A 25810-nucleotide genomic window follows, 5' to 3' on the forward strand; every position below is an offset into this window, starting at 1 on the left:
TACATAGAAAATCAAGAGGAGGTAGTCCTATGGCTAAGAAAAAAACGTTAAAGTCGTATGAGTCTCAGGTAACCAAAGCTAAGGGAGCGTACAACAAAGCGAACCGAATTTATATTTCGAATAATAAAAAGCTGGGGGGATTGAAGACCAAACGTGTTAAAGCCAAGACTACCGCCGAAAAAAATTCTTTAGACAGAAAGATTAAAACAGCCACACGAGTGACCAACAAGGCTAAAGGAAAGGTTACTAAAACTAAGGGAGACTACAACAAGGCTAAAAGTAACTTGGCTTCTTTCAAGAAAAGTCAGGCTGCTGAACGTCGAAAGGCGGCGCTAAATACAAAGAAGAAAATCATTACTAAAATGCAGAAGGATAAACCAGGGTACTGGAAAGCTAAGCGTCCCTTTGTCATCCCCAAGTATCCGCGGAGCGTTAACAGCTATGTTTACATTGATAACACGACCGAAAGCGAAACGGTTACAACTGACTTGACTACCAACTCGATTGCTCCCGGTCAGTACGTTAATCACTATACGCAGACATCCCCCGTTCAGCGGCAAATCGACGGGAAACTAGGTGGCTCGTTGATCTCGGAAATTAAAGGTCTGAAAGAACAGTTTGATAGCTTAAAACGGTGGTCCACAAACGGAACCGAAGTTGAATTGCATCATGGTCAGCGGCAGAGCAATCATGCTGTATTAACCTCCACTGCATCAAACTTTGATGCTCCCAGAGATAATGCGGTTCCTGTTTCTATCGCCATTGAGGATGTGAAGTGGGCTAAAAGTGAAGTAAGCAAAAAATCGAAGGGAAAGGCCACTACTAAAAAGGAAAATAACACAGGTAAGAAGGCAGAGACCAAGGGGACACGTAAGGCTAACAAACCTAAAGCAGGCAAATATTTAACCATCAAGAAAGGTGATACCTATTGGGGGTATCACCTTAGTTTTGGGACATCTATTGCTAAATTACGAAGTTGGAATGGTTTTCCAGATAATAAGCTCCCAATTGGTAAAAAAATCCGGGTAAAGTAGGTGAATTCGTATGTACCGGAATACGTTCAATTTTAATAAATATCAGTTGCCTGAGACTTTTAACGTAACACTGAGTGGCGTCGATTATGAGGCTGAGGTCTGGTACAACCACGTCAACGATCGGCTTTACATCACACTCAGGGATGAAAATGGGGAAGATCTAATTACCAGTGAGAAACTAGTTGCTGGGGAGCGGCTATTTGCGGGAGTCAACGACGAGAATCTCCCACGAGAAGATTTGGTAATGATTGATGAAACCGGTAAGGCCACGGTAGTCAATTTTGCCAACGTTAATCGGGATATTTGGATTACCGAGGATGAGACCTTTACTGGCGAATTAGACCCAGGCAATGCAGATGAGGGTATCTTCAATCCTGATGGGGATGAGGCTAACATCGATTTTGACTCTGATGAGACGGATGACCCTAGCGATGACGATGACCTAGACGAGTTGGACGACTTGGATTTGATTCGTGGTGAAGGGGGCGGAGAGTGATGGATTTCGTTCACCGGTATATGCGAATTTATGTTGCTTGGTCTAAGCACCACGTTGAATTTTTGTCGTGGGATAAAGCTCCGTACAACAGCACCATGGAATTGACTTCCCCTTTTTCAACCGGGATTAATCCCGATATGAATCAATTGATCATGTATAACCTGACGCCCAGTCAGTTCGGAATATTCTTGGAAGGGCGCACCATTTCCGCGACGGCTGGCTTTTATAATGCTGACGCCACCGCTAAAAATGGCGGATTGATTACTAAGGGAACGATTAAATCTTCAACGCCAATGGCCCAAGATGGCATGGATAGAACGGTTCAGGTCAATTTTAATCACTTCCCAGATATCAGTGGAGACGTACTCAAGGTTCGAAAGGTCACAAAGGTCCGGGTGAAGCAAACCAAAAACACACGGAAAAAAGCCAGTGGTAAAAGTGCAACTGATCGGATTAAACAGTACAACCAGAAGAAGACTAAGGAACTAAATACCTGGCTAAGGAACAATCCTAATGCTAAGTCTCATGACCGGGCACTTAAGCGAGGCGAGATTGCCCGACAGCGGAAGTCCTATGCGGCCCGGACGCGTAAAAAATACACGCAAACTACTAAGCAAGCCAAAACGAAGGCTAAGTATGCTAAACAGGTCAAATACGCAAATTTATCTTTTAAAAAGGGAACCACTGTATTAACTGCTATCCGGTCAATTGCTGGTAAGGCGAACATTCCGTTAGGAGCGGTGAAGCTTACCTATAACCACAAGTTTGCCAATGACTACACCGTAAACAGTAAGCCTCTCAGCGCCATTAAAAAGTTAGCCGATATCGCCAGTACAACGTGCTATATCATGAATGGCAAATTATACATTCGTGAGATTACGACTGGGCAGAAGGCGAAGTTGCATCTAACGCCAGAAACAGGACTATTAACGCATCCTACTCCTAGTGATGATGGCTCTTATGATGGCCAGAAGTACGAGGCTCAGTCGCTTATGCGGCAAGAAATTTACGTTGGTGCGTTGGTTTACGTAGACGATGATATCAAGAATTTGGGGAAGTGTGTGGTTCTAGGTGGTCAGCGAGAGTACACGCCTTCTTCTAGCACGGTGACGTTTCAATTCGTTCCGCTGGCTGCCTATAAAAAGTCTAATGCAGGACGCTTGAGTAAGGCTAAGGCTGCTGCCAATAAAGAGAGATTGAAGGCTAAGCTCAAAGAAAAAAACGAGCGGGCCAAAGACGCTAAGAATCGAAAATCCGAGAAGTCTAAGCGGGCCTCACGGCATGCTAAAAATAAGAAGAAATGAGGTGGGTTAAGTGAAAAGTGGTGAGAGCGCTCTTTTGCCGCTGATTGATCAACGGGTTAGTCGCCAAGTCGATGGGTTAAAAGCATTATATCGGGCAGTGGTCATTAAGCTAGACCCGCTTACTGTGCAACCACTGTCTTACACGAAGGATGGAAAGAAGCAACCGGCTGTTCGGGATATTCGGCGTTTGAATTTCGGTAGGTTAGAGCTTGGTAATGAAGTTTTGGTTGGTGTGATTGCGGACGGGACCCCGAATTATAAAAGTAGTGCCACCTACCGCGCAGACCCTTTCAGACAAAACATTATTAATTCTAGTGTCATTTTGGGGGTGATTGTATGAGCCTAGATGTTCAGCTAGATGAAAATGGTAATCCGGATCCAACTAACGGGACGATGATGATTAATGGCATCGAAGAATTACGGCAATCGTTGGAGATACGATTACTGTCACAAGTTGGCTGGGCTGTCAATGATGTTGAGTTTGGGGTTGAATGGCTGGACTTCTTTGGTCAAAACGACAATGCGGATTTGGCAGCGGATAAAATTGCCGAAGCATTAGAAAAAGATGACCGCATTGCTAACGTTTTGAGCGTCACGGTAACACCGGATTATAAGGCGCGGAAGGCTCAAATCCATACGATGTTACAGCTTGCTGATGACGATTTAATTGTTGAGAATGATGATCCTAATCTATCCTTTGACGCAAGCATTGGAATTTAAGAAAGGAGGTAGTGCTAGTGCCCCTGACATTAACTGGGTTTGAGCCTAAAACTTATGAGGAATGGCTAGTGGCCATTCAAACAGTTCTACAGCGAGAAGAGAATCTGGGCCCAGATGTTGACCTATCAACTGGATCCTATGTTGAATCCTTCGCAGAATCGCTAGCGCGTCAACTGGCGGAGTCCGATTTAACTAAGCAAGACCTGTATGATTCTCGTTTTGTCTTACTTGCTGAAGGTGTTCAGCTAGACCGCTTGGCAAGTAACGTAGGAATCTCACGGAATGCAGCGTCTTACGCAACAACGCAACTGCTAATTAAGGGTGTTGCGGGATACGTTATCGATGCCGAGACCATGTTTAGCAATAATCAAGACCGGTACTACCTGACTGAGGAAGAAGCCACTATCGGTCAAGATGGAACTGTAACGGTTAAGGTCGATGCAGAAGAGACCGGGGATGAGTATAACTGTGATGCGAATACGATTACTGACCAAGTGACCTACGTTGAGGAAATCACAGAAGTGACTAATGCTGAACCAGCTGGCGGCGGGGCTGACATGGAAAACGACTATAGTCTACGTCGTAGAGTTATCCTGACTCAAAATGCCGTGAAGTCACCAACACCAAATGGGGTCTCAACGGCGCTATTCGATATTCCAGACGTTCGAAGTGTTCGATATATCATCAATACTGACGTGCCCAAGGTAGCGGGAGACCCGCCATATACTACTCATATCTATGTATTGGGAGGAAATATGGGTGTCGTGGCTCAGACGATTTCAGATAATATTGCGTTAGGAATTACCTTGACCGGTACCCAGAAATATAATATTCCATTAGACAATGGCGACGTTAATCACGTCGCTTTTTCTGTTGGGTCAACTCAGCAAATTTACATGAAACTTAGCGTTGATTTAGGCGATATTGGCGAAACAACCACTGATGAAGTGATTCAAGATATTCGCGATAGTATTCAAGCCTGGATGGATGAATTTAATATGGGCGACAAGCTAAAGTACACACAGCTTTTTGGCGTCGTTTATGATGTTGAGGCCGTTAGCAACGTTACGGACTTGCAATGGGGAACGTCAGCGGATGATTTAAAACGCGCTGATATTCAGCTGGATAATTTCGCTATTGGCGATACTAATGATGAAGCGATTGGGGTGGTAATCAATGGGTAAATCCGAATTTGAGTTGTATCACGAAGATGAGGTCTTAGCCGTTCCGACCAATCGAATCAACACTACAAAGGGTAGCCCAACAGAACGCATGATGCGAGTCTTCGACAAGTTCTTATATGACGATATTGAAGACGCCGAAGCCATTGAACGAATCACTGCTTTGGACAACATGGTTGGCGGTCAACTAGATGATTATGGGGATGACTGGGGATTACTTCGCCAAGGTAAGTCTGATGAAGTCTATCGGTTTTTGTTGAAACTACGATCAGTTAATCGGACTAGTCAAGGAACGCCCAACGAAGTGATTCGCATCATATCGCAGTCCTTCGATGTTGATCCCCGTGAATTTCAGGTAAAGAACGACTATCAAATTAATGATGATGGAACGACGACTGGCAAACCATTTCACGTTTCAATTGAAAACTTGCCACTAGACGACGTTGGACACCCCGAATTAATCCAGATTTTCATGAACGAGTTGAAAAACTCATTAGTCTTAGGGGTAACGCTATCCCGAGTTTCTCTGATTACTAGCATCCATGTAGAGACCTACGTTTCAGCCTGTGTTCAAGTTAATGAAGATTTAAACATCGGTTAGCAAAAAGAAAGGAGTGAAACTGTGAACTATACCTCAAGTATGACTGACGTTGGTACAGCAATGATTGCTAGTGCCAACAAAGCCGAAAAGGCAATTATTTTTGATAACTTTTTGGTCACGGAATCGATGTCAACAGATACTGATTTAACTAAAGCGACCATGGATCTTTTTGCTAACTCTCTGAGTTATCCAATTAACTCTAAAACCTCATTGGATAATACCTTTACGGTTAAGGCCGTTTTAGCTAATAAAACTGACAAGTTTACGGTAAATCAAGATTTCACTATCAATGCGATTGGAATTTTAGCTCACATTGATGGTGATAGTGATAGTAGCTTAATAACAGTTGCTGTGGCCGATGGGGATGGGGCCGTTATTACTGCATTCAAGGATACTTTATATAGCCTGACCGTTGGAGTTACCCAAACTTATAGAGCTAGCAAGCCAGCAAAATTTGAACTGGGTAATTTGGCCTATGCTCTGGCGATTGATTTGAAGAACTACTACAACAAGCCTGAAATTGATGCCAAGCTTAAGGACCTCGATGGATACGCCACAGTTAAACAAGTTAATGATGGGGATGCTGCTACGCTTGCCAGTGCTAAGGGATACACGAATGAACAGAACGCCCCGCAATTACTTGATGGGACCACGGATGTGTGGCAAGAGTGCAACACTAACGGCACCGGTTTTCCCTTTGAGGCGGTTAAAGGCCAACCATACTATATCAGTGTGTATTTTAAAAAGCCTTCAACGGCGGGTGGTGTGGCTATCCAACTTCGAACGCCGACAGCTGCTGGAATGGGTGGCTCGGAACATCTTGATACGGCCCAGATTAACACGAATTTGGCTAAGGCGGCGCCAAATGGTGAACTAGATACTTATCTCTGGACCGCTACTGAATCGGGGACAGTCCATCTAAGAGCGGCCGAATCCACTAATGGGAACTCTTTCATGAAGTTAACCGTCACCAATACTAGCATTTATGTGCCGTGGGAACGAGCAATGGCTAACCGGGTGCCAGTAGACGTAAGTGGGTACCAGCAGCAATCGCTTTTTACTAAAAATGATTACAAAATCTTAGCAGTTCCAAGTGGGTCAGACTTTCGGTCTTACATCATGGCGCACCTTCCCAATCCGGGGATTTATTATATCCGAGACGATACTCAAAGTGGCGTTTTAACGGACATAATGCTAATTTCGGAGGGCAATGGCAGTTACAAGATGTCAGGGCTTGATTCCCAACATCGATTTAAGTTTCGTTCTTTCGATTCAAACACCGATACGGGGTGGTTCGTAACGGCCACCGATAATAACGGATATGGTGCCGAAAATTTGATTTACAACTCCTCACATCTAGTTAGTTTAGATGGGTGGTCTACCAACGGCAATGGCGCCAATAGTGCAAATATATCGCTTGGAAAACACAATTTTTATCATAATGGTCAGGATAATTTAATCGTTATTTCCACATCAAACCAGTATAACGGTGGAAGTTCCGGAGAAATTTATACGACCAGCAAAAAGTTCGCTGTAACGCCTGGGGCAATGATGTTCTATTCAATGATCTGTTTTGCTAGTGCGAACGTTTATGGCGTTGATATCTACTTCTTGGGTTACAAAGCCGATGGAACCATGGTTCCTGTTTTGATTCAATCCAATGCCAAATTATCTCCTAATAATGCCGAAATACGCAGAGGATTCTTTGCCGTGCCAAACGATTGTGTGACAGGAAGCTTCCGAGTTGATAATAATGGGAGTACCGATGGTAAGAGCAGTGGCGTTTATTTTGTCGAACCTCAAGTTAAGGAACAGTCGATTGCGTCTCCTTACACGGCCTCACCGATGGATTTCTTTGCCTATCGCGATGGAACCAGTCGTGAAGGGGCAGACTTAGATGTTGATTTCGCTCCTGGAATTCATCGCTCTGATTCAGGCGTTTTACATGGTTTCTTTGGTGGAAATAATAACTCTTATATCGTATGGGAAACACTTCTTGCAGATAATAACGCAATGATTCAAAAGGAGTATAAGAATGGTGTTACTGCAACACGGGAATACTATCTAGGTAGTGGCTGGGGACCCTGGCATGGAACCACCGTTGATAACGGCAATGGAACCATTACCTACAATGGTAAAACCTATACGCCGTTAACTAAGGAGAATGACCTACAAGCCATTTATAACCAGGTTCAAACAATGATCCTGGCTGAATTCACCAAGCGTAACGCACCAAGTCATTGGTACACCGGTCTTACTCAGGCACAGTACAACGCCATCACCACCAAGGACACTACTGCTGAGTACGACATTAACGAATAGGAGGCGAAGACATGCCGGAACAGCGAAATAAAAAGATTGTACACAAATATCGGGGGCCACTAGTCTATAGCGAGGACTACTGGACCTCGTTAAAGTTACAAAACAATCTGGGTGGTCACGTCTTTTTTAAGGACAACGAAAACGGAACTGCCACGTTAACGGGGTATGTTCTTTTCCACACCGATCCAGCTAAGAGTTCCATGCTCCCCTTTGTTATGCCGCCAGATGGATACGCATTTACATCACTAAGCGGGTGGCCATCTGGAACGAGTGCGGGATTAATATCCTATGATTCAGTCATATATGGTATTAATCAGCGGTTAGTGGGTGGAATGCATGATGCCACTTATAAGGAAAGCGCTTTTGGTGCCCAAGTAATCTCTGGAGCCTTGTGTATGAATATTCAGGGACCCGGTTCAGATGATTGGTATGTCTATTTTAGTGAGCAAGCACTAACGACTAGCTTAACTCACGGTAATCAAGTGACTATTGGCATTAAGCGATTATAGGAGGTTAAATTATGTTTATAGTATTAATTAAAATGGGGGGGGCACTTGACCCCCGCCTAGACCACCCCACGCGCTACATGACTGGGGGTCAGCATCATGCCCATCTATAAATCAGGCGGTAAGCTGGCCCATCGGCAGCGTGGGAGAGACATCGTAAAAGTGTATCGGAATACAAATTTGGTTTTCCAGGAGTTCTTACCGGACGGTACGGTGCTTTTTGCGGGTCCGGCTATTTTCATTGGCAATGAGGATGAGGACCTAGCCGCGCAGCGACCTTATATTGATAAGACCGGCATGAAGGTATATCTCAATACGACTGTTCCACTCGCTGGTCCAATTCACAAACTTAAAACAGGCATTAAGCTCACTGGTTGTGGAGATTTCTATATTTGGGATGAACCATACTATAACCGGTGGGACGTCAAATTATATGAGGACAGAAGCCCTGAAAACGCAATTCAAAACATGACGATTTCTCGCGAGGATTTGCTATCGCATAAAATTATTCAGGTAAATGCCCCGACAAATGGGATCTCATTTAGAATCACTATGCAAGCCATTGATGACACGCATATTAAAGTAGTTTCTCAGGATCCATATAATTTGAATCCTTGGCCCAATTCCACTCAAAATTTCTACGATGGATCAAATAATTATTACTACTATTCACCCATCCAATCCATTACAGCCTACTAAGGAGGTTTTTCCATGAGTCAATTCTATTTTCAATTAGACGGCCGGTCTAAGCCGGTTAAGATTGCCAAGCAGCTTACAGATGATGACAAGATTGATGACTGGCTGTCTATCATCTTACCTGATGCTTGGGACATTGATTTCGGTGCTAACTTCGACGCCTATGTATATAATCCTGACCAAAAGACAATGACGCCACCGGGTAACACAGACACACCCACACTAGGTAGTCTAAATCAGCGGGTAAAGGACCAAGATGACACTATTGCCGCTCAGAAGGCGACTATCACAGAGTTGAACACTACGCTTGCTAAGGCACAGAGGTCGATGGATGGCCTAAGCACTCAGCTGACCACCACACAGTCTGCCTTGCTTGAAATTAGTGATACCGTGCTTGCTTCGGCGGCAGCCGCTACTACTGGTGCGACAACCAAATAGGAGGTGAGAAGATGAAATTTAGCGCGTTGGCGCAGGTATATGCAGATTCAATCAAACGTGGGGATCGGACAATTGAGCAGGTTCCTGCACAGCTTAAAGATGATGTTTCTAACTTAATCACTCAAAAATAAGGAGATAATTTACTATGAATTTTTCTAGCTTAGCAGCAATTTACGCTTCATTTGTTTTGGACGGTATGCGAACCATTGACCAAGTTCCAGAAGTGCTTAAGGACCAAGTAAACGGTATTTTGGGTATTACAAAAAATTCTTCAAGCACCGACGAATCTACGCCTGTACAGGCATAGCCCTTCTGGTTGGTGCTTTTCTTTTGGGATTTTTAATTGGGAAGGGGTGATAGGATGCCCAGATTTTCAAAGGATGGTGGCCCACTTAAACAAATTTCACGCCACTGGAATCATTTCTTCTTTGGCGTCGCCTCTTTACTTGGAGGAATTTATGTGTGGCTTCATCAGGGGTATCTTGATGATCCCCGCGTAACACCGCCACCACCGCCACCGCATCTAGAACAAGTTATTTTTGGATTCGCTGATGACTGGTGGTTTGCGCTTTGGTTGATTGCGTGTGGATTAGTAATTTTATATGGGACAGCTTTTTGTCATCGTAAGTTGAGAGATTGGGGCATGGTTGCCTTATCGCCCGCTTTTGGAGCCATTGCTGTTGCTTTTTCGGTACGTGGCTTTTTTGATATGCGGTTTAACTTGACGTGGATTTTTGCATTGCTCACTTTGGCCCTACTCTTTAGTACTTTGATGAGAGGTGACCACAGTGAACGCTAGTAACTGGATTGGACTCCTGGGGGCGATTGGGGCTCTGATTACTGCAGCGTTTGCGGCTATTCATGGGCAACGTGTAGATAATCGGGCAGCTAATAAGGACCAACAACAGCTTGAAGCTTACATCATGGACCAGGTTAAGCAAGACAATCAACAACTTCGTGATGATCGCGAATCAGACCGAAAGAAGTTTGCTGATGAACTTAACGAGTTAAGTGCCAAGTTAACTGCATTAGGCGTCAAGAAAGATGCCATGGAGAACGAACTTAATCAGCAAATTGCTCTAAAGGTTCGGGAAAATGAGCAATTAAAGCAACGCAATGCTGGCTTAGAACGAGAGAATCAAGAGTACCGTGACCGATACGGTGAATTATAGGAGGGATATTTTTATGAGCATTACAAAATTGATTCAATTGCTTAGCGATACCGGCATCTTGGGTATCGTTATTTTTTTGTTTGTAGCTTGGTTCAATCGGATCAACCCTGCAGTAAAGGCTAAAATTGCGTCCAATAAGTCTGCTAATCAACGTGAAGTGTTGGGCTTGTTGGATAGCTTGGCAAGTAACGTGGTGCATTTGTTGTCAACGTCCTATGAAATGCCCGGCGACGAAAAGCGGGAAAAAGCCGTGGCAGATGTTACCAGTCAGCTGAATGATTTAGGCCACCATATTGATCCCGCCATCGTCTCGGCGGCAATCGAAAAGGCCTATCAATTGATGACCACTCAAAACACTGTGGCTCAAGAAAAACAGGCTAAATTTGATGAGGGACAGGCGAATACAGAGCAAGCGTTCGCAGATAAGGAGGCACAGTTGGCCGAGCATGAAGCTAAAGCCGATACTCCTTTGAATGTTCCAGCCACTACTCAAGGCCTGGCGGAGGGAGGTACTAAGTAATGCCCCGATTAGATATGGTCGACACGTCAAACAATAACGGTATTATGACCGTCGCTAATTGGCGTTCGATGAAAAAGTATGGTGTCCGTGCAATGGTTGCAAAACTGTCTGAAGGCACCTTTTTTACGGATCAAACCGCTAGGGTAAGTATCCGAAACGCGGTCAAAGCAGGTTTGCATGTCAACGGCTATCACTTCGCACGGTTCACTACCGTAGCGGGCGCCAGGGCAGAAGCTCAAATGGCGGCACATTGCGCATTTAACGCTGGACTCGGTAAGGATGCTGTAATTGTATTAGACTTTGAGGCCACCAATCTCGGCTGGACTCGTAACGCGGCGAACATCAAGGCGTGGATCGCCGAAGTTAAGCGCATGGGGTATCCTAAGACCGATGTGTATACCATGGGCTCTTGGACCAACTCGATGCCCCTTAATAATTCGGGACGTGGTGGTTGGATTGCCAACTATCCATCTAACCCGGCTGGTTTAAAGTTTTACGCCAATTACCGTGGTTGGCAGTGGACGTCAACTAAGCATTTTCCTGGATGCTATGGTGGTTTCGATGTTAGCCAGATGTATTCTTCCTATTATTATGGGTCAACTGCGGTTAAGACAACCAAGCTGAAACCTAAAAAGGCAGTCTACTATCATTACAATCCAGGAACCATCTACGCGCGGACCACAATCAAGCGGTATAAAGATAAGGCCTTTAAGCACGTTGTCGATTCTTGGCCATCGGGGACCGTCTTCGAAGTGGCTAAGCTGGTGAAGTATGGTAAAATCACGCGCTTCCAATTGGCAAATGGTTACTACATCACGTCTAATCAAACCAATGTAAACCGCTTGTATTACAGCGTTACTGGCGGCGTTAAGCAGGTGAAGTCAGTCCATGGTACACATCGGTATAAGGACGTGGCGTTACATCATGTAAAGGATTGGATGCCCGCTGGAACCGTCTTTGATGTTACAGCCGTGGTTAAGCATGGGAGTACCACAAGGATTAAGTTAGGGAACGGCCTGTACATTAGTGGTAACAAGAAAATCAACAGTTTCGTGAAGTAACTATGATAAGATTGAGGGGATGAAGTTTGGTCACCTCATCGATAAAGGGTCACTCTACTTTGAGTTTTAGTAAGTAGAGTGACCCTTTTTTATGTATTATTGACGCTGCCCAGTCGTTTAAAATCTCCCACAGGGGTTCCCACAGATAAACGAATTTACGTGAATCTTGTTGGCTGTTCGTTATTTGAGAATGTTGTTATGTCGGTCTTTTAGGCAGATACAGTACATTGATGTTTGCTTGGCAGAAAATATAGTGTACCACAAAATTCGCGAATACCACATCTACTTCACAGAAATTTCCGGCCCATTTTGGTGAGTTTGGGCATTGCTGTATAATAGAAGTGTTGGTAATAGTGGATTTGGAGGGATTAACAGAATGACACAAGCAGTCGTATTTTTTGATTTAGACGGCACGCTCTTCGATGACGCGAAAAATGTGTTACCCGAAAGTATTGCCGCGATTCATCAGTTACAGGCCCACGACGTCTTGCCGGTGATTGCGACCGGCCGCAATGTTTTTGAGATTCAAGACGTCTTAGACGCCACGGGCATCGACGCCGTGGTCAGTGCCAACGGGAGTTACGTCCAGTATCAGGGGCAGCGGTTGTCGGCCGCAGTGATTGAGCCAGCCGTGTTGACGGCGGTGACCCAGTTTGCCGCTCAGCAGGGTGATCCGGTGGGCTACTTTAACAACCGGGGCTTTCGCCTGAGCCAAGCGACGCCGGATACCCGGGCGAATTTCAAGCTGCTGCGGCTCAATGCCGTGGTGGACCCGGATTGGTACCGCACTCAGTCCATTAACTTCTTAAACGTGTTTAACCGCGATAAGCTAAAGCTCTACCAGGACCGTTTCGCCGGGCAGCTCAGCTTCGTGCGGAACAATCCGCGCGCCCTAGATACCATGGTCACGGGTGTCAGCAAACAAACCGGGATTCGGACGTTCCTGCGGGCGGCCCACCTGGAAACGGCGCGGACCTACGCCTTCGGGGATGGCGCTAACGACCTGCAGATGTTTGACGAAGTCGACGTGCCGATTGCGATGGGAAACGGGGTCCCCGCGGCTAAGGCACAGGCGGCCTACGTGACCACCACTAACCAGACGGACGGCATCGTGCGCGGACTCCAGCACTTTGACCTTATTGATTAAATCCTAAAAAAACGTGCCGCTTACCAAATTGATTTTGGCAAGCGGCACGTTTTGACGTCGTGATGAGCGTTAGGGTTAGGCCATGTGTTTTTCGATGTTGGCTAAGGTGACCAGCGAGGTGTCGGCAAAGACCATGTCGGCGGCACCTAGTTCGGTCGCGTCACCGATCCCTAGGGAGGTCTCTCCGGCGGCGTTAATGGCTTGAACCCCGGCCGCAGCGTCTTCTAGGCCCACACATTGAGCGGGATCTAAGTTCAAGAGCTGGGCACCCTTAGTGTAGATTTCGGGATCCGGCTTACCGTGCTTGAGGCTGGCCGGGTCGACGATTTCTGGGAAGTAGTCGGTCAGTTCCAGCTTGGCCAAGACGCGTGGGGCGTTCTTAGAAGCGGAAGCCAGGGACAGCAGGTAGCCCTTGTCCCGAATATCATCGAGAAAGGCCTTCATGCCGGGCAGAATGTTGGCGGGCGTCATCTTGTCGACTTCGGCCACGTAGTTGGTGTTCTTCTTGGCGGCTAGTTCGACTTTTTGCTCGGGAGTGTAGTCGTTTTCCTTACCCCCGGCCTTGAGAATCATTTCCAACGAGTCCATGCGGCTAATACCCTTGAGTCCGTCGGCCAGTTCCTTGGACCACGCGACCCCTAAGTAGTCGGCGAGTTGGTGCCAAGCGGTGCCGTGTAAGACGGATGTATCGGTGATGACACCGTCGAGGTCGAAAACGAAGCCCTTAATATCTGCAAATTTGGTCATAATTGAACACTCCTTAAAGTTTAGTAGTTAAGTGTGACGGGTTGATGAGCAGTCAGCGCAACCGGTTGGTGTTTGAATTGAATGGAACAGTCGTGGTCGGCCGTGACCTGAACCTGGTGATGGTCGATGGTCAGGTCGTAGGTGACGCCGCGAACCAGCTGGCGGAAATGCAGGGCCTGCCAAGCTTGCGGCAGGTGGGGGGCAATCGTGAGCTGGGGAGCCAAGACGTCGACTCCGGCGTAGAACCGGGTGATCATGAAGGTCACGGCCCCCATGACGCCCAAGTGGACCCCTTCGGCCGTGGTCCCACCCTGAATGTCGTAGTAGTCGGACAATAGGGCCTGGGAGAATAGCCGCCAGGACTGGTCCATGTGATCGGCCATGGCGGTCAACGCCGCGTAGACGATCCGCGACAGGGTGGAACCGTGGGTGGTGCGGTCCAGGTAGAACTGGAGGTTCCGGCTCAACGCGCCATCAGGTAAGGTGTACCCCAGTTGTTTCAGGAGGCCCAGGACCTGCGGGGCGTCTAAATTATAAAAGGCCATCAACGCGTCGGCTTGCTTGGCGACTTGATAGGCGTCGGGGGTCTTGCCCTCGGCCTTTAAGATCCGGTCCATCCGGGAGATGTCGCCGTATTTCTTCTGATACTTGGTGAAGTCGAGCGTGGGGAGTTTGAAGTAACCCTCGAACTGACCGATGATGCCCTGGTCGTTGATGTCGAGCTTCAGGTGCCGGCCGACCCGGTCGAGTTGTTTGAGCGTGTGAGCGGTAAAGTCGGTCTTGTGGTCCACGGCCGTCACGGTCGCAGTTGGTAACTGTTGCCGTACCCGGCCAATTTGTTGAAACAGCCAGGCCACCATGAGATTGGTGTAGGCGTTGTTGGCCAGGCCCGGGGTGTCAGCGTTAGGATAGTTTTCGTGAAATTCGTCGGGTCCCATGACCCGGTCAATGGTGTAGCGGTGCGTCTGCGGGTCGAGCTTGGCCTTACTCAGCCAGAACTGAGAGATCTCCTGTAACATTTCTAAGCCGTAGGTGGCCAGAAAGTCTTGATCACCCGTCAGGTGAGCGTACATGAGCACGTTGTAGGCGATGGCCAACGAGACGTGGCGTTGCAGCGAGGAATTATCGGGATCCCAGGTATTGGTCAGCGGGTTGAGGTGGACGACTTGGGATTGTTCGTCGCCGCTTTCCCCGGATTGCCAGGGGTACATGGCCCCGGCGTACCCGGCTTGCTGGGCGTTACGCTTGGCCGCCGTCAACCGATTGTAACGGTATAGCAGGAGTTGGCGGGCCAACTGTGGGTCGTGTAAGGCGTAGATGGGCAGGTCGAACATTTCGTCCCAGAAAACGTGGCCTCGGTAGGCTTCCCCGTCCAGACCCCGGGCGTTGACCGAGGCGTCGAGGTGACCGGTCCCGATGGCTTGGGTCGCCGAGAAGAGGTGGTACAGGTTGACCCGCGTTAATTTCTGCGCGGTGATGTCGCCGGTGATCTGAATGTCGGCGCCGGCCCACCGCTTCTGCCAGTAGGCCGTACTACTTTGCAGCGTATCCGCAAAGGTGGCAGCTTGGAGCTCGTGGGTGGCCGCGGTCAGCAGGTCCGTGGTGGTTTCGCGGTCGGTGAAGAAGACCACGTTTTTCTCAAAGGTGTAGGTCTGTTGCGGAACGACGGTCACCGAACGCATCTGCCGGACCCGTTGTTGCGCGTGGGGCTGGTTGTCGACGGGCGCGCTGAGGGCCTGTCCCGGACCGGTCAGGTGGGAGCCAAACGCAAAGTGGACTTGCGACGTGCGGGTCTGGCCTTCCAGGTAAATGGTGTCGGGTTGTTGCGCCGTACCGGTGATTTGCAGGTGGTGTTGGTCGAAGGCCGCGTACCGGTCGACGTTGTCGTTGATAACGCTACCATCAATTTCGGAATAGAGTTGCAGGCTTCCCGCAAAGTTGAGGGGGGTCACCCGGTAGCGAATGGCGAGACGGTGCCAGTCCTTAAAATTAGCGAGCTTGGTGGTCTCAAGGCGTAACGCGTGACCGGTCGGCAGCTGGACCAACATGGTGGTGGTCAGCGCACCGGTGTGTAGGTCGAGACTCCGGTAGATGTCTTGAATGTCACTGGCCTTGATTTGAAAGGGGTTCTGGTGATCGACCCCGAAAGTCAGAGCTTGGGCGTTGGGCAGGTTGACCAGGTCTTCGTTCATGACTTGGCGGCCGTTGAGGTTGGTGGTCAACTGGTCGTATAAGCCCGCGGCGTACATGCCGGGATAATTATCGGCATCGGCGTGCGCTTCGACATAAGCTCCCCGGACCCCGAAGAATCCGTTACCCACGGTCAGCATCGCTTCTTGCCCGTAGTTGCGTTTGCCTTGGTATTGCCCGTAATAGTCGAGGTGCCAAGTCAGGTAGTCGCGCTTCGTCGCTAGGGCCTGGGCTAAGCCGTGCTGGTCGACAGCTTGTTGACTGACCACGGGGATGTTGAGCATGTTGGTGATGGCGAGACCAATATCGATCCGTTGGTGATTGATGCCCACGACCGTATCCGAAAAGGGATAGCTCAGGGCGTTATCGACGATGGCGGCGTCAACGTCTAGCCCGACCAACCTGACCCGTAAATTTTCGAGGTTCTCACCAATGGTTTGGTTGGCGTTGTAGGCAATGTTGAATTGGCGTTGCGGGGTCCGCTGGCCTTCGGGGGCGTAGCTGACCTGCAAGGCGTCATCTAAAACGTGAAGTGTGATCATTTTCAAAACTTAATCGGCTTCCTTTCTGCAAATTTCCGAAGATCTCTTCACGATTAAGTCTAGCCGCCGTGGTGGGAAATGACAATTAATTCCCTTAAGAATCGATCACCATCATCGTAGCATAAAACCTGTTATATCGCAATTGCAATCGGTTGCAAAAATCAAAAGGTGCTGCATCGGATACTGCGGGGGTTAACGTGCCAACCGGCGCCTAAAAATGAGCCGGTGGTCCGGTTGCTTCTATTGTAACCGCTATCCAAAAGAAACTCGCGACAGGGACCACTTTACGGGGGACTTATGGTAAAATTTGTCTCAACCGGATCATTTTAGGAAAGGGGAGAACCCTAATGAAACTGTTAGCCGCAATGTTGATCACGTTGGTCCCAGCGGGAATCGTGGGCGGGACCCTCTGGGTGATCTTTAGCTGGTCGTTAGTGGGCTGGCTTAAATGGGTGGTGGCCTTCGGGGGCCTGCTGGTGGGGACACTAGCCAGTCTCGGCCTGTACTGGGTCTTATGGCCCCGTCCGTTACCGGAGGACTTACAGGATGATGAAACGCCCGCTGATCATTCAGGGCAACAAAAAAAGCCATTACGATAAGTCGCAATGGCCAAAGAGTAAGGTTACAACATAATTGGGGGATTATGTTGTAAAAATTTCATCTACTTTGGGGGAGTAAAATGAAATCTGTCTGTTGAATGAGGACAGAATCCTCACGCATGAGCTGGAGGTTGGTCCAAACTCATCCGCAACTCTATAGTAACGCATCTTTATAAAAAAATCTATAATTAAGCTAAGATTTCTTTACATTTTAAAAAAGGGGATGACGGTTGTGCCACAACCGCAACAACGCGTTAGTAATCAAAACTGGCTTTGGTTAATCATTCTGGTGATTTTAACGGGCGTCATCCAACGTCCACTCCTGAAACTCACCACGCCGGACCTAGGCAGTCGCCTTTTATGGAGCGGCGTTTACCTGCTGGGATTTGGTGTCACGGTGGGCTTAGCGGCTTGGGTCTACTACCGGATTCGGCCCGGATGGTCGCGTTTGACGACGGCCGATTGGGGCTTGATGGTGAAGGGTTACCTCTTTATCCTGGTGGTCGAACAACTTCTGACCTGGCTCAACCGGGTGTGGTTTCACCAAGTTAGTACGGCAAACAATCAAGCCATCGCGGACCTCCTGCAGCAGGGGGTGTGGGTCCAGATTTTGCTGAGTATAACGGCCATCTGTGTTTCCCCGTTTATCGAAGAATTTATCTTCCGGGGAATCCTGATCGACGGGTGTTTTGCGGGGCTGTCGTTTTGGCCGCCCGTGATTATTAGTGGGATAGCCTTTGCGTTGGTCCACGCCAATTCCACGTTGGCGAGCTGGTTGATCTACGCCGTCATGGGGGGAACCTTCGCTTACATCTACCGCCGGACGGGAAAACTGCAAAGCACCATTATTTTACACGGCATTAATAATTTGTTAGCCATGGGAATTCTCCTATGGGGCCTGTATCGTTAACCACCGGACTGCCGCTTGGCGGTCCGTTTTTTTTTTTGCATAAAAAAAGCCCCAACCGGCGAGCAGTGGAACTTTTGAACAGACTATTTTTGGAGATTAACCTGTTTATCAATCAGACGTTGGTGGCTCACTTGATCCAGCTGAGCCTTGACGGTGATGAGGTCGGTCATTAACGTTTCGATTTCCTCATCTGACATTCCCAAGAGGGTCTGACATTGACCAATGCGTTGGTAAACTTCGTCGCGCTTGGCCGTGGCCATTGCCGTTAAATGAATCAAAACTTGACGTTCATCGGTACGACTCCGTACCCGCGTCACCCAACCTTGCTTTTCTAACCGCTTTAGCAGTGGGGTCAACGTCCCACTATCGAGTTCTAACCGTTGACCTAACTGGTGCACCGTTAACGGCGCATCTTCCCAAAGGGCTAACAGCGCAATGTATTGCGGGTAGGTTAGCTTAAAGGGTGCCAGTGCGCTTTGGTAGAAGTGATTGAACTTCTTGCTGGCAGAGTAGATGGAGAAACAAAGTTGTTCATCTAGTAATACCGGGGTAACTTCAGACATGTCCGCGGCCTCCTTTCTTTATCTCAAATAGTATTGTATACAATTAAATTGTCATTGGCAAGCAGAAAAACCCGTTAAATTTCACAAGCTCATGTAACGGAATTGAAAAACTGTAACCTTACGCTAATTATATAGCAGACCTATCGGTAAGTTCAATCATAATTAGGTAAATTATCATGTTTCCCTAGAAACCGTTACCCCATTTACTGATTTGATTTAAACGACTGGGAATCAGTGGGGGAAAATCACCAAGTGACAATTGCGCAATTTTACCAGAATGACGGAGAAAAGGGAAGGGGATTGACGCAGAAATTCAACCGGTTGCCCCACGGCTATTGACAATTGTCCGGGGCTTCGTTTGCTTGATTGGGGGTGGGCCAAGGCTCTCGAGTTTGCGAAATACGGTGATTGGACTAGTCGTTAAGGGGCATCACCAGTAAGTGACCGTTTGGGGGCGTGATCAGCTAAGGAAGTTGAGCTAGACGTTTTACCAGCTTGTGTAATCTGTAACGACCGGGTCGACTTAGCCGGTGGCAGCTGAATGTGGCGTCCAAAGCGTTGCTGTCACGGAAACACGTTTTAAAGAGTGAACGACTAATCCTAAAAAAGTTATGTCGACTGGCGGACTTGTGGTGAAAAAGCGGTAACGATTAGCTCGTGACGCGTTAGTTGGGATTGGGGGCACGGGACTGGTTTTTGGGTAAAATGACAGGTTTAGTTTCTGGGACGAACGTACGGAGAAGACAAGTGAAAACCGGGACAAAACGGCTAATCGGCGGGTAGGTGGTGGTTGGCTCGGCGGCTAAGAGCCGTTACGAGGACGGAACTGGGCAACGGCGACTGCTAATTTAGGAAAACTTAGCAAACGCTGGCGGCATTGCGTGGCGTTAGTTACTTACCGACCAGCGGGGGCGGATGAGCGTTGTCTCCCATTATTAATTGTCTTATACTGAGACCACCTATAAGAGGGGGACTGAGAATGAGTCGTTGGGTACCATTTGGTTTGGTCAGCTTAGTCTGGCTGGTTTTAGTGATTAAGAATTATCGGAAGCGCCGTTACCGGCGAACGCTGTGGTGGTTGGGATGCTGGGCGCTCAGTGCGCTGACTTGGACGCCGTTAGCCTTTTCGTTTGGCACCGATGGCGAATTGGCCCAAATTCACACCAGTTGGTGGTCCGGCGGGGTCTGGGTCTTACGACCCTTTGATCCGGCCGACATGGACACGTCGTTTTGGTTGAACATTGTGATGACCATGCCCCAGGGAATGCTGCTCCGGTTAAATTGGCCCCGGTTACGGTGGCCCCAGTGGTTACTGGCCGGTTTAGGGACCGGACTGGCCCTAGAAGGCGGTCAGGCCATCGGTAACGCGTTAGTGAGTCTTGGGCGCTGGGTCGATATTAACGACGTGATCACCAACTTTACGGGTGTCGTACTGGGGGCCTTGCTGATGACCTGGGTGGCCCGCCGGTGGCCGGTGACGCTGGATTAAGGCGTAGTACCTAATAGTTAACCGTGCAGGGCTTACACCCGGTGATTGACAACGCTTCGGGGATGGGTCACTATAGAGGTAAGTTGGATGAAACGGGGGAATAACCATGTTTATGACGACGGGCGGTTTGAACCGCTCACACGCAATTCAGGGCATCCTAACGGCAACGGCCCACAACATGTTGACGTCGGAAAAGCCCGATGAGTTTGAACGCTTTGACCCATTGTTCGACCAGGTGAAGCAGGATTTGATGCAACAGGCCCAGGCCGCGGGGGCGGATGGCTTGATCGAAGTGCGGTTTAATACCGAGGTCGTGCAGATGAATGTGGCCCCCAAATTCCTGGTCGTGCATGGTTATGGCACGGCAATTACCTTTCCACAGAAAAAAAGTTAAAAAAGGGGTTCCCTTTTTTAACCAGATAGTGTAAGATATTATTTGTTGTTAAGAAATGCCCCGGTGGCGGAACTGGCAGACGCGCAGCGTTCAGGTCGCTGTTTGGGTAACCAAGTACAGGTTCGAATCCTGCCCGGGGCATTGATATGACGTGAAGGACATCCAGCGATGGGTGTCCTTTTTTATGGCTTTCATCAGATAACGAAAAAAGGGCAACGGATCGCTACTGGCCGCTGTCCCTTGAGGCTTATTGAATGTGTTACCGTTGACGAGTCATCCTTTTCAGCTGAGAAAAATTAGGAGTTGTGGAGTTGGTGTAGTAATCTACCCCAGCGTAAATCACCTTATTGCTAATTTTTTTGACCTTTAACGCGGGAGTTAGGCCCATATCTTTATCATACTTTCCCTTAATGATAATATATTTTCCCTTGTGGGTGTAATGACAACCCTTTAAATTAGCGGCATCCTGATAGCCAAGGTAGCGCACCTTAGTTTTCGTGAAGTGTAAATCTTCGGAACGGCGTGAATTGATGGGGACCTTTTTACCGTTCATTTTGACGTATTTTGGTTCTAACTTAGTTCGGTAAAAGTGTCCGCGCAGAAATTTGGGGACGCCCTTGTGCCAGGTTGCGGCGTGTGCGGGGTGCTGACAAGTGGTCACACCTAACGTGAATAGACCGGATGACGCCAAAACTAATGCAACGCATTTTTTTAAATGCATTATATCGCTCCCTTGTTATTTACATTCATTAACAATTACTATCATACACAGGCTAAGTGACGCTGACTGAACTGAATGTAAATTAGCGCAGAAATGGTGCACTCTTGGCGAAGTAAAGTTATGATGTTAACCGGATAACAAAGAAGGCGTCGACCACCAGACCGTGATCGACGCCTTCTTTCGTTAGAATTTTAATCGCGTAAATGTTGTTTCTTCAGATAATACACCGGAATCCCAATCGCTACGATTAAGAGCGAGAGCAGCACTCCGGACAGATCCGAGCCAATCTCACTGACGATGACGAACAGGGCACCGAGAATGGCCACTAGCGGCGTTAGCGGGAACCATGGTGTCGAGAAGGGCCGCGGCTGCCCGGCGTTACGTTTCCGCAACAGGAAGACGCCGATAAACGCCGCCACGTAGAAGCAGTAGACCGTGAAGATACACAGGTCGGACAACCGGTCAGGGTTGAAGAACAGAATCATGACACTAGCGTACGCAATGATTACCGTCGTGGCCACCATGGGTTCGTAGGTTTTACGGTGCAGGTAGGCCAGTTGTTTGGAGAACGGTAACTGATCCTTCTTGGCCATCGCGTAAACGATGCGGGGGAAGGTCATAATTTTTCCGTTCAGACAGCCGACCATCGAAATAATGATCCCAATGTTTAGCAAGCGACCGCCGATGGTCCCGAAGGCACTCTGGGCGAAGTAGACCGTGGTTTGCTCGCCCAGCCGGTGAATCGTGGCGGCGGGGATGAAGTGTAAGATCCCGTAGCTGACCAGCGTGTAGGCGACCAATACCAGCGAAATACCCAGGATAATGGCCTTCGGCAGAATCTTTTGGGGATTCTTGATTTCCCCACCCAAGTTGGCCACGAGAATCCAACCGTCGTAGGCGAACAGGGTGGCCAGCACGGCGACCCCGAAGTTACCGGTCGATTGGGTGACCGTGTGCAATGACTGTCCGAAGGCGTCCTGATTCCCGTAGAAGAGGCCGAAGATGATGATGGCAGCAATCGGGAGGAGTTTACCCAGCGTGGTCACGATTTGAAAGGCGGCGCCCCAGCGGTTGTTCAACATGTTCAACCCACCAATCAGGATGATGACCCCGATGGCTAACGGCGCGTGCCACGCACCGTTGAGCTTGAAGAACCCTACGAGCAGGATACTCAGGTAGGCCGCAATCGAGGCAATGATGGCGGGACCGTAAACGGCGATCTGCATCCAGCCGGACAGAAAGCCCCAGAATTTACCGTAAATGCCGTTCATATAGGCGTAGAGTCCGCCGGTGTGGGGCATCTGCGCACCAACTTCGGCGATGGTCAAACCGGCCGTTAGCGTGATGACCCCACCCAGAAACCAGGCCAACAGTGCACTGCCCGTAGAGCCCGCACTATCCAATACGGAAGATTGTTTGAAGAAGATTCCGGAGCCAATGACAGTCCCCACAACTAAGGACAGGGCGGACCAGAATCCGAGAGAACGGTTCAGGGTAGTGGTAGCGTTTGTTTTAGGCATAGCTGATGACCTCGCTTTCAACATTTTAATCAAATTTTAATCTGATACAGTGTACCAAATTTAACGGGGAGACGCAATCACTAATCAGCTGACCGGTCAGTTGCGGAAGCTAATTAACGTCGGGGTGAGACTCTCGGTGGGAATCGTCGTTTGGGTGGTCTTAAAAGTGGCGTTTTGATTGAACTTAGAACGTGGCAATTGAGGAAGCTTAATGCCCCGGACAGGATTCGAACCTGCCGGAAACTTTCCGGGAAATGGAGCTGCGTTCATATTCACTATCAACGATTGGCAGTGTCTTTCCTTGCCCTCTCCCGCACTTAGCGGGAAAATTAACCCGTTAAGCATTTCGTTACGAAAGGGGAAATGACATGTCAGCAACACCTAAATTACCCCAAGCCATTAAGGTGCGGGGCGCGCGGGTCAACAACTTAAAGGACCTCGACGTCGACATTCCACTTCACAAATTTGTCGCCATTACCGGTCGGAGTGGCTCGGGGAAGTCTTCTTTGGCCATGGGCGTGCTCTACGCCGAGGGGGCGCGGCGCTACCTGAACGCGTTGTCGACCTTTACCCGGCGACGCATCAACCAGGTCGGCAAAGCCGCGGTGGATTCCGTCGAATACTTGCCCTCGGCACTGGCCCTGAAACAACGGCCGGCGGTTCCCGGCGTGCGCTCGACCGTGGGGACCATGTCCGAAAGCCTAAATATTTTACGGCTGGTCTTTTCCCGACTGGGGTCGCCGGTCTGTCCCAACGGTCACCGGCTAAAGCCGACGCTCGACGTGGCGGGCAACATGGGCCATCTGACCTGTCCGGTCTGCGGCGTGCACTTCACGGCACCCGGGGCCGAAGACTTTGCGTTTAACTCCGATGGCGCATGTCCCACCTGTGGCGGTCTAGGTGAGGTCCGGCAATTGGACCCCGACCTGATCATTGCCGATGAGAATCAGACCTTGCGCGAGGGGGCCGTGGCCTCCTGGCACCTGCCGGGACGCAACTTCATGCCCGTGGTGGCCGATGCCATTGGCATTCCCATCGACGTGCCCTACAAGGACCTTAGCGATGAGATGAAGCAGCGGGTCCTGCACGGCAAGAAGGAAACGGTGTCGCTCAACATCCCCAGCAGCAAGGGTAAAATCTTTCACATGGATAACGCCGTCTACGAGAACGCCTTTGCGGCGGTTGAGGATAGCGTGAAGACCACCAAGAACGAACGGACGATTGCCAAACTCAACAAGTTTTACACCTTCTCGACCTGCCCGACCTGTCACGGCACGCGCTTGAAGCCAGAACTCCTGCAGCAGACCATCAACGACCGCAACATCGCCGAACTCTGCGACTTACCGTTAAGTGATTTAACGCAGTTTGCGGACACCATCGTGGCCGGGTTACCCGCCGAAATGCACGAGATGGGGACCAGTTTGGTCGGCGAACTTAAGGATAGCTTACAACCGCTATTTAACCTGGGGCTCGACTATTTGACGTTGAGCCGACCGGGCGCGACCTTATCGACCGGGGAACTCCAACGGATTCAGTTGGGGCGGACCCTGCGCAGTGCAACGACCGGCGTGCTTTACGTGTTGGACGAACCCTCGGTGGGGTTGCATCCGGCGAACGTGACCGGGTTGATCAAGACCTTCCGCGGCTTGGTGGCCCAGGGCAACTCCGTAGTAGTCGTGGACCACGACCCACGGATCATCGCCGCGGCTGACGACGTGCTGGAGATTGGTCCGGGCGCCGGCAAACTGGGCGGCACCGTGGTCGATCACGGGACCGTTGCGCAGGTGGCCCACAGTCCCAAATCGTTGATTGCGCCGTTTCTAACGGGGCAGGTGCCCTTACGGCAGCGGCCGCAGGTGCCTGCCGAACAACTCTGGGCCAAGGGGGCCATCGGGCTGGAGGTCCAACACCGCTTTAACATCGACGACGTGACGGCCAAGCTGCCTAAGAACCGCCTGACCACGGTCACGGGGATGAGCGGGGCCGGCAAGACCACCTTGGTGTTGGACAGCTTAATTCCGGCCATCGAAGCCCAGGTGGCCAAGACGCCGTTGCCGAAACACGTTAAGCAGTTGGAACGCAACGGGGTGCGGCACGTGGTCGTGGTCGATTCCGTACCAGTGGGCAAGAACGTCCGCTCCACGGTGGCGACCTACACCGATATTTTGACCCATCTCCGGAAACTCTTTGCGGCGACCCCGGCGGCCCAAGCTAAGGGCTACACCGCCAGCCGGTTTTCCTATAACGTGGCGGCGGGGGCCTGCCCGGTCTGCAACGGGACCGGCCAAATCTCGTTAGACGTCCAGTATCTGCCGGACATTACCCAGGTCTGCCCGCAGTGTCAGGGCAAACGGTACAACCGTGAGACGCTGGCCATCAAGTGGCACGATTACAGCATTGCCGACATCCTGGCGCTCTCCGTCGACGAAGCGTTACCGGTCTTTGCGACCGAGAAGGGCATCGAACAAACGTTACAGACGCTCCACGACATGGGACTAGGTTATCTGCTATTGGGTGAAAGTACGCCGTTACTCTCCGGGGGGGAGGCCCAGCGGTTGAAGTTGACTTCGCGGCTGGGTAAACGCCAGACCGGCACGTTATTTGTCTTCGACGAACCCACGGTGGGCTTACACCCGCTAGACATTCAACAGTTGATCCGGGTTTTCGACCAACTCTTGCAACAGGGGGCCACGGTGCTGGCCATCGAGCACGATTTGGAATTGATCGCTAATGCCGATTACGTGATCGACATGGGGCCCGGCGGTGGTCGGCTGGGGGGCCATCTGGTCGCCACGGGGACGCCGCAAGCCGTGAGTGTTAACCCGCAGAGTGTGACCGGGCAGTATCTGAAACGGGCGTTTGATCAGATAAAAATGAAGTCATAATTCTAAAAATACTAAGCTTAGAGGCATAGAAGTTACCCGACGGGGTGCTCCT

The 25810-nt window shown here is 49.6% G+C and carries 27 protein-coding genes and 1 tRNA gene; 23 read left to right on the top strand and 5 right to left on the bottom strand.

What is annotated here, in order from left to right:
* Window positions 1-29: 29 nt before the first annotated feature.
* The 17 genes from FD38_RS00665 to FD38_RS00740 all read left to right on the top strand — a co-directional run bounded on the left by FD38_RS00665 (window position 30) and on the right by FD38_RS00740 (window position 13198).
* Entirely contained in the window at window positions 30-1034 is a 1005-nt protein-coding gene (locus FD38_RS00665) for a LysM peptidoglycan-binding domain-containing protein (protein WP_057730231.1), read from the top strand.
* A 10-nt stretch (window positions 1035-1044) separates the two neighbouring features.
* Window positions 1045-1530 carry a phage baseplate plug family protein gene (locus tag FD38_RS00670; protein WP_057730233.1) on the top strand — a complete coding sequence of 162 codons (486 nt, stop codon included), beginning with the start codon at window positions 1045-1047 and terminating at the stop codon, window positions 1528-1530.
* Window positions 1530-2834, top strand: coding sequence for a hypothetical protein (locus FD38_RS00675; RefSeq protein ID WP_057730235.1), 1305 nt, complete (start codon window positions 1530-1532; stop codon window positions 2832-2834). The genes FD38_RS00670 and FD38_RS00675 overlap by 1 nt, the downstream gene beginning before the upstream one ends.
* Before the next feature lie 336 nt (window positions 2835-3170).
* Complete coding sequence (locus tag FD38_RS00685; protein ID WP_057730239.1) at window positions 3171-3554, top strand: contractile injection system sheath initiator; 384 nt, start codon at window positions 3171-3173, stop codon at window positions 3552-3554.
* 17 nt (window positions 3555-3571) lie between these two features.
* Window positions 3572-4738 carry a baseplate J/gp47 family protein gene (locus FD38_RS00690; protein WP_057730241.1) on the top strand — a complete coding sequence of 389 codons (1167 nt, stop codon included), beginning with the start codon at window positions 3572-3574 and terminating at the stop codon, window positions 4736-4738.
* Entirely contained in the window at window positions 4731-5336 is a 606-nt protein-coding gene (locus FD38_RS00695) for a hypothetical protein (protein ID WP_057730242.1), read from the top strand. Before FD38_RS00690 ends, FD38_RS00695 begins: the two co-directional genes overlap by 8 nt.
* A gap of 21 nt (window positions 5337-5357) precedes the next feature.
* Window positions 5358-7658, top strand: a complete 2301-nt coding sequence (locus FD38_RS00700) for a hypothetical protein (RefSeq protein WP_147007856.1) — start codon at window positions 5358-5360, stop codon at window positions 7656-7658.
* Between the two features lie 11 nt (window positions 7659-7669).
* On the top strand, window positions 7670-8167 hold the full coding sequence (locus FD38_RS00705) for a hypothetical protein (protein WP_057730245.1): 498 nt from the start codon (window positions 7670-7672) through the stop codon (window positions 8165-8167).
* Window positions 8168-8263: 96 nt separating this feature from the next.
* Complete coding sequence (locus FD38_RS00710; RefSeq protein WP_057730247.1) at window positions 8264-8863, top strand: hypothetical protein; 600 nt, start codon at window positions 8264-8266, stop codon at window positions 8861-8863.
* 12 nt (window positions 8864-8875) lie between these two features.
* The gene (locus tag FD38_RS00715; RefSeq protein WP_057730248.1) at window positions 8876-9298 is read left to right on the top strand and encodes a hypothetical protein; all 423 of its coding nucleotides are present in this window, start codon (window positions 8876-8878) and stop codon (window positions 9296-9298) included.
* A gap of 11 nt (window positions 9299-9309) precedes the next feature.
* Complete coding sequence (locus FD38_RS13060) at window positions 9310-9429, top strand: CD1375 family protein (RefSeq protein WP_263862350.1); 120 nt, start codon at window positions 9310-9312, stop codon at window positions 9427-9429.
* Between the two features lie 14 nt (window positions 9430-9443).
* Window positions 9444-9605 (top strand): CD1375 family protein, encoded by a 162-nt coding sequence (locus FD38_RS12910; protein ID WP_170218381.1) that lies wholly within the window; start codon window positions 9444-9446, stop codon window positions 9603-9605.
* A 54-nt stretch (window positions 9606-9659) separates the two neighbouring features.
* Window positions 9660-10097 carry a hypothetical protein gene (locus tag FD38_RS00720; RefSeq protein ID WP_225430809.1) on the top strand — a complete coding sequence of 146 codons (438 nt, stop codon included), beginning with the start codon at window positions 9660-9662 and terminating at the stop codon, window positions 10095-10097.
* On the top strand, window positions 10087-10470 hold the full coding sequence (locus FD38_RS00725; protein ID WP_057730250.1) for a hypothetical protein: 384 nt from the start codon (window positions 10087-10089) through the stop codon (window positions 10468-10470). Before FD38_RS00720 ends, FD38_RS00725 begins: the two co-directional genes overlap by 11 nt.
* A 13-nt stretch (window positions 10471-10483) precedes the next feature.
* Window positions 10484-10990 (top strand): phage holin, LLH family, encoded by a 507-nt coding sequence (locus tag FD38_RS00730; protein ID WP_057730252.1) that lies wholly within the window; start codon window positions 10484-10486, stop codon window positions 10988-10990.
* Window positions 10990-12051, top strand: a complete 1062-nt coding sequence (locus FD38_RS00735) for a GH25 family lysozyme (protein ID WP_057730254.1) — start codon at window positions 10990-10992, stop codon at window positions 12049-12051. The genes FD38_RS00730 and FD38_RS00735 overlap by 1 nt, the downstream gene beginning before the upstream one ends.
* A gap of 376 nt (window positions 12052-12427) precedes the next feature.
* Window positions 12428-13198 carry a Cof-type HAD-IIB family hydrolase gene (locus FD38_RS00740; RefSeq protein WP_057730256.1) on the top strand — a complete coding sequence of 257 codons (771 nt, stop codon included), beginning with the start codon at window positions 12428-12430 and terminating at the stop codon, window positions 13196-13198.
* A gap of 75 nt (window positions 13199-13273) precedes the next feature.
* Here FD38_RS00740 and pgmB read toward each other — a convergent pair whose 3' ends face one another.
* Both pgmB and FD38_RS00750 read right to left on the bottom strand, forming a co-directional pair.
* Complete coding sequence (gene pgmB, locus FD38_RS00745; RefSeq protein WP_057730258.1) at window positions 13274-13945, bottom strand: beta-phosphoglucomutase; 672 nt, start codon at window positions 13943-13945, stop codon at window positions 13274-13276.
* A gap of 20 nt (window positions 13946-13965) precedes the next feature.
* Complete coding sequence (locus FD38_RS00750; RefSeq protein WP_057730260.1) at window positions 13966-16683, bottom strand: glycoside hydrolase family 65 protein; 2718 nt, start codon at window positions 16681-16683, stop codon at window positions 13966-13968.
* A 341-nt stretch (window positions 16684-17024) separates the two neighbouring features.
* Here FD38_RS00750 and FD38_RS00755 point away from each other — a divergent pair, with 341 nt between their 5' ends.
* Together FD38_RS00755 and FD38_RS00760 are read left to right on the top strand one after the other, a co-directional pair.
* Window positions 17025-17276, top strand: coding sequence for a hypothetical protein (locus FD38_RS00755; RefSeq protein WP_057730261.1), 252 nt, complete (start codon window positions 17025-17027; stop codon window positions 17274-17276).
* Window positions 17277-17508: 232 nt separating this feature from the next.
* Window positions 17509-18186 (top strand): CPBP family intramembrane glutamic endopeptidase, encoded by a 678-nt coding sequence (locus tag FD38_RS00760; RefSeq protein ID WP_225430808.1) that lies wholly within the window; start codon window positions 17509-17511, stop codon window positions 18184-18186.
* A gap of 83 nt (window positions 18187-18269) precedes the next feature.
* Here FD38_RS00760 and FD38_RS00765 read toward each other — a convergent pair whose 3' ends face one another.
* Window positions 18270-18749 (bottom strand): MarR family winged helix-turn-helix transcriptional regulator, encoded by a 480-nt coding sequence (locus FD38_RS00765; protein WP_057730265.1) that lies wholly within the window; start codon window positions 18747-18749, stop codon window positions 18270-18272.
* Between the two features lie 979 nt (window positions 18750-19728).
* On the opposite strand from FD38_RS00765, the gene FD38_RS00770 reads away from it, so the two are divergent.
* From FD38_RS00770 to FD38_RS00780, 3 genes are all read left to right on the top strand, one after another.
* Complete coding sequence (locus FD38_RS00770) at window positions 19729-20238, top strand: VanZ family protein (protein WP_057730267.1); 510 nt, start codon at window positions 19729-19731, stop codon at window positions 20236-20238.
* 106 nt (window positions 20239-20344) lie between these two features.
* On the top strand, window positions 20345-20632 hold the full coding sequence (locus FD38_RS00775) for a heavy metal-binding domain-containing protein (protein ID WP_057730269.1): 288 nt from the start codon (window positions 20345-20347) through the stop codon (window positions 20630-20632).
* A gap of 57 nt (window positions 20633-20689) precedes the next feature.
* Window positions 20690-20773 (top strand) — tRNA-Leu (locus FD38_RS00780).
* Window positions 20774-20891: 118 nt separating this feature from the next.
* Here the strand turns inward: FD38_RS00780 and FD38_RS00785 are convergent.
* Window positions 20892-21353, bottom strand: coding sequence for a hypothetical protein (locus tag FD38_RS00785; protein WP_057730270.1), 462 nt, complete (start codon window positions 21351-21353; stop codon window positions 20892-20894).
* Window positions 21354-21544: 191 nt separating this feature from the next.
* Entirely contained in the window at window positions 21545-22873 is a 1329-nt protein-coding gene (locus FD38_RS00790; RefSeq protein WP_057730272.1) for an APC family permease, read from the bottom strand.
* Window positions 22874-23241: 368 nt separating this feature from the next.
* Between FD38_RS00790 and FD38_RS00795 the strand changes: the two genes are divergently transcribed.
* On the top strand, window positions 23242-25758 hold the full coding sequence (locus FD38_RS00795; protein ID WP_057730274.1) for an excinuclease ABC subunit UvrA: 2517 nt from the start codon (window positions 23242-23244) through the stop codon (window positions 25756-25758).
* Window positions 25759-25810 lie beyond the last annotated feature (52 nt).

It is taken from the genome of Levilactobacillus zymae DSM 19395 (genome assembly GCF_001434115.1).
In the GTDB taxonomy this organism is placed as follows: domain Bacteria; phylum Bacillota; class Bacilli; order Lactobacillales; family Lactobacillaceae; genus Levilactobacillus; species Levilactobacillus zymae.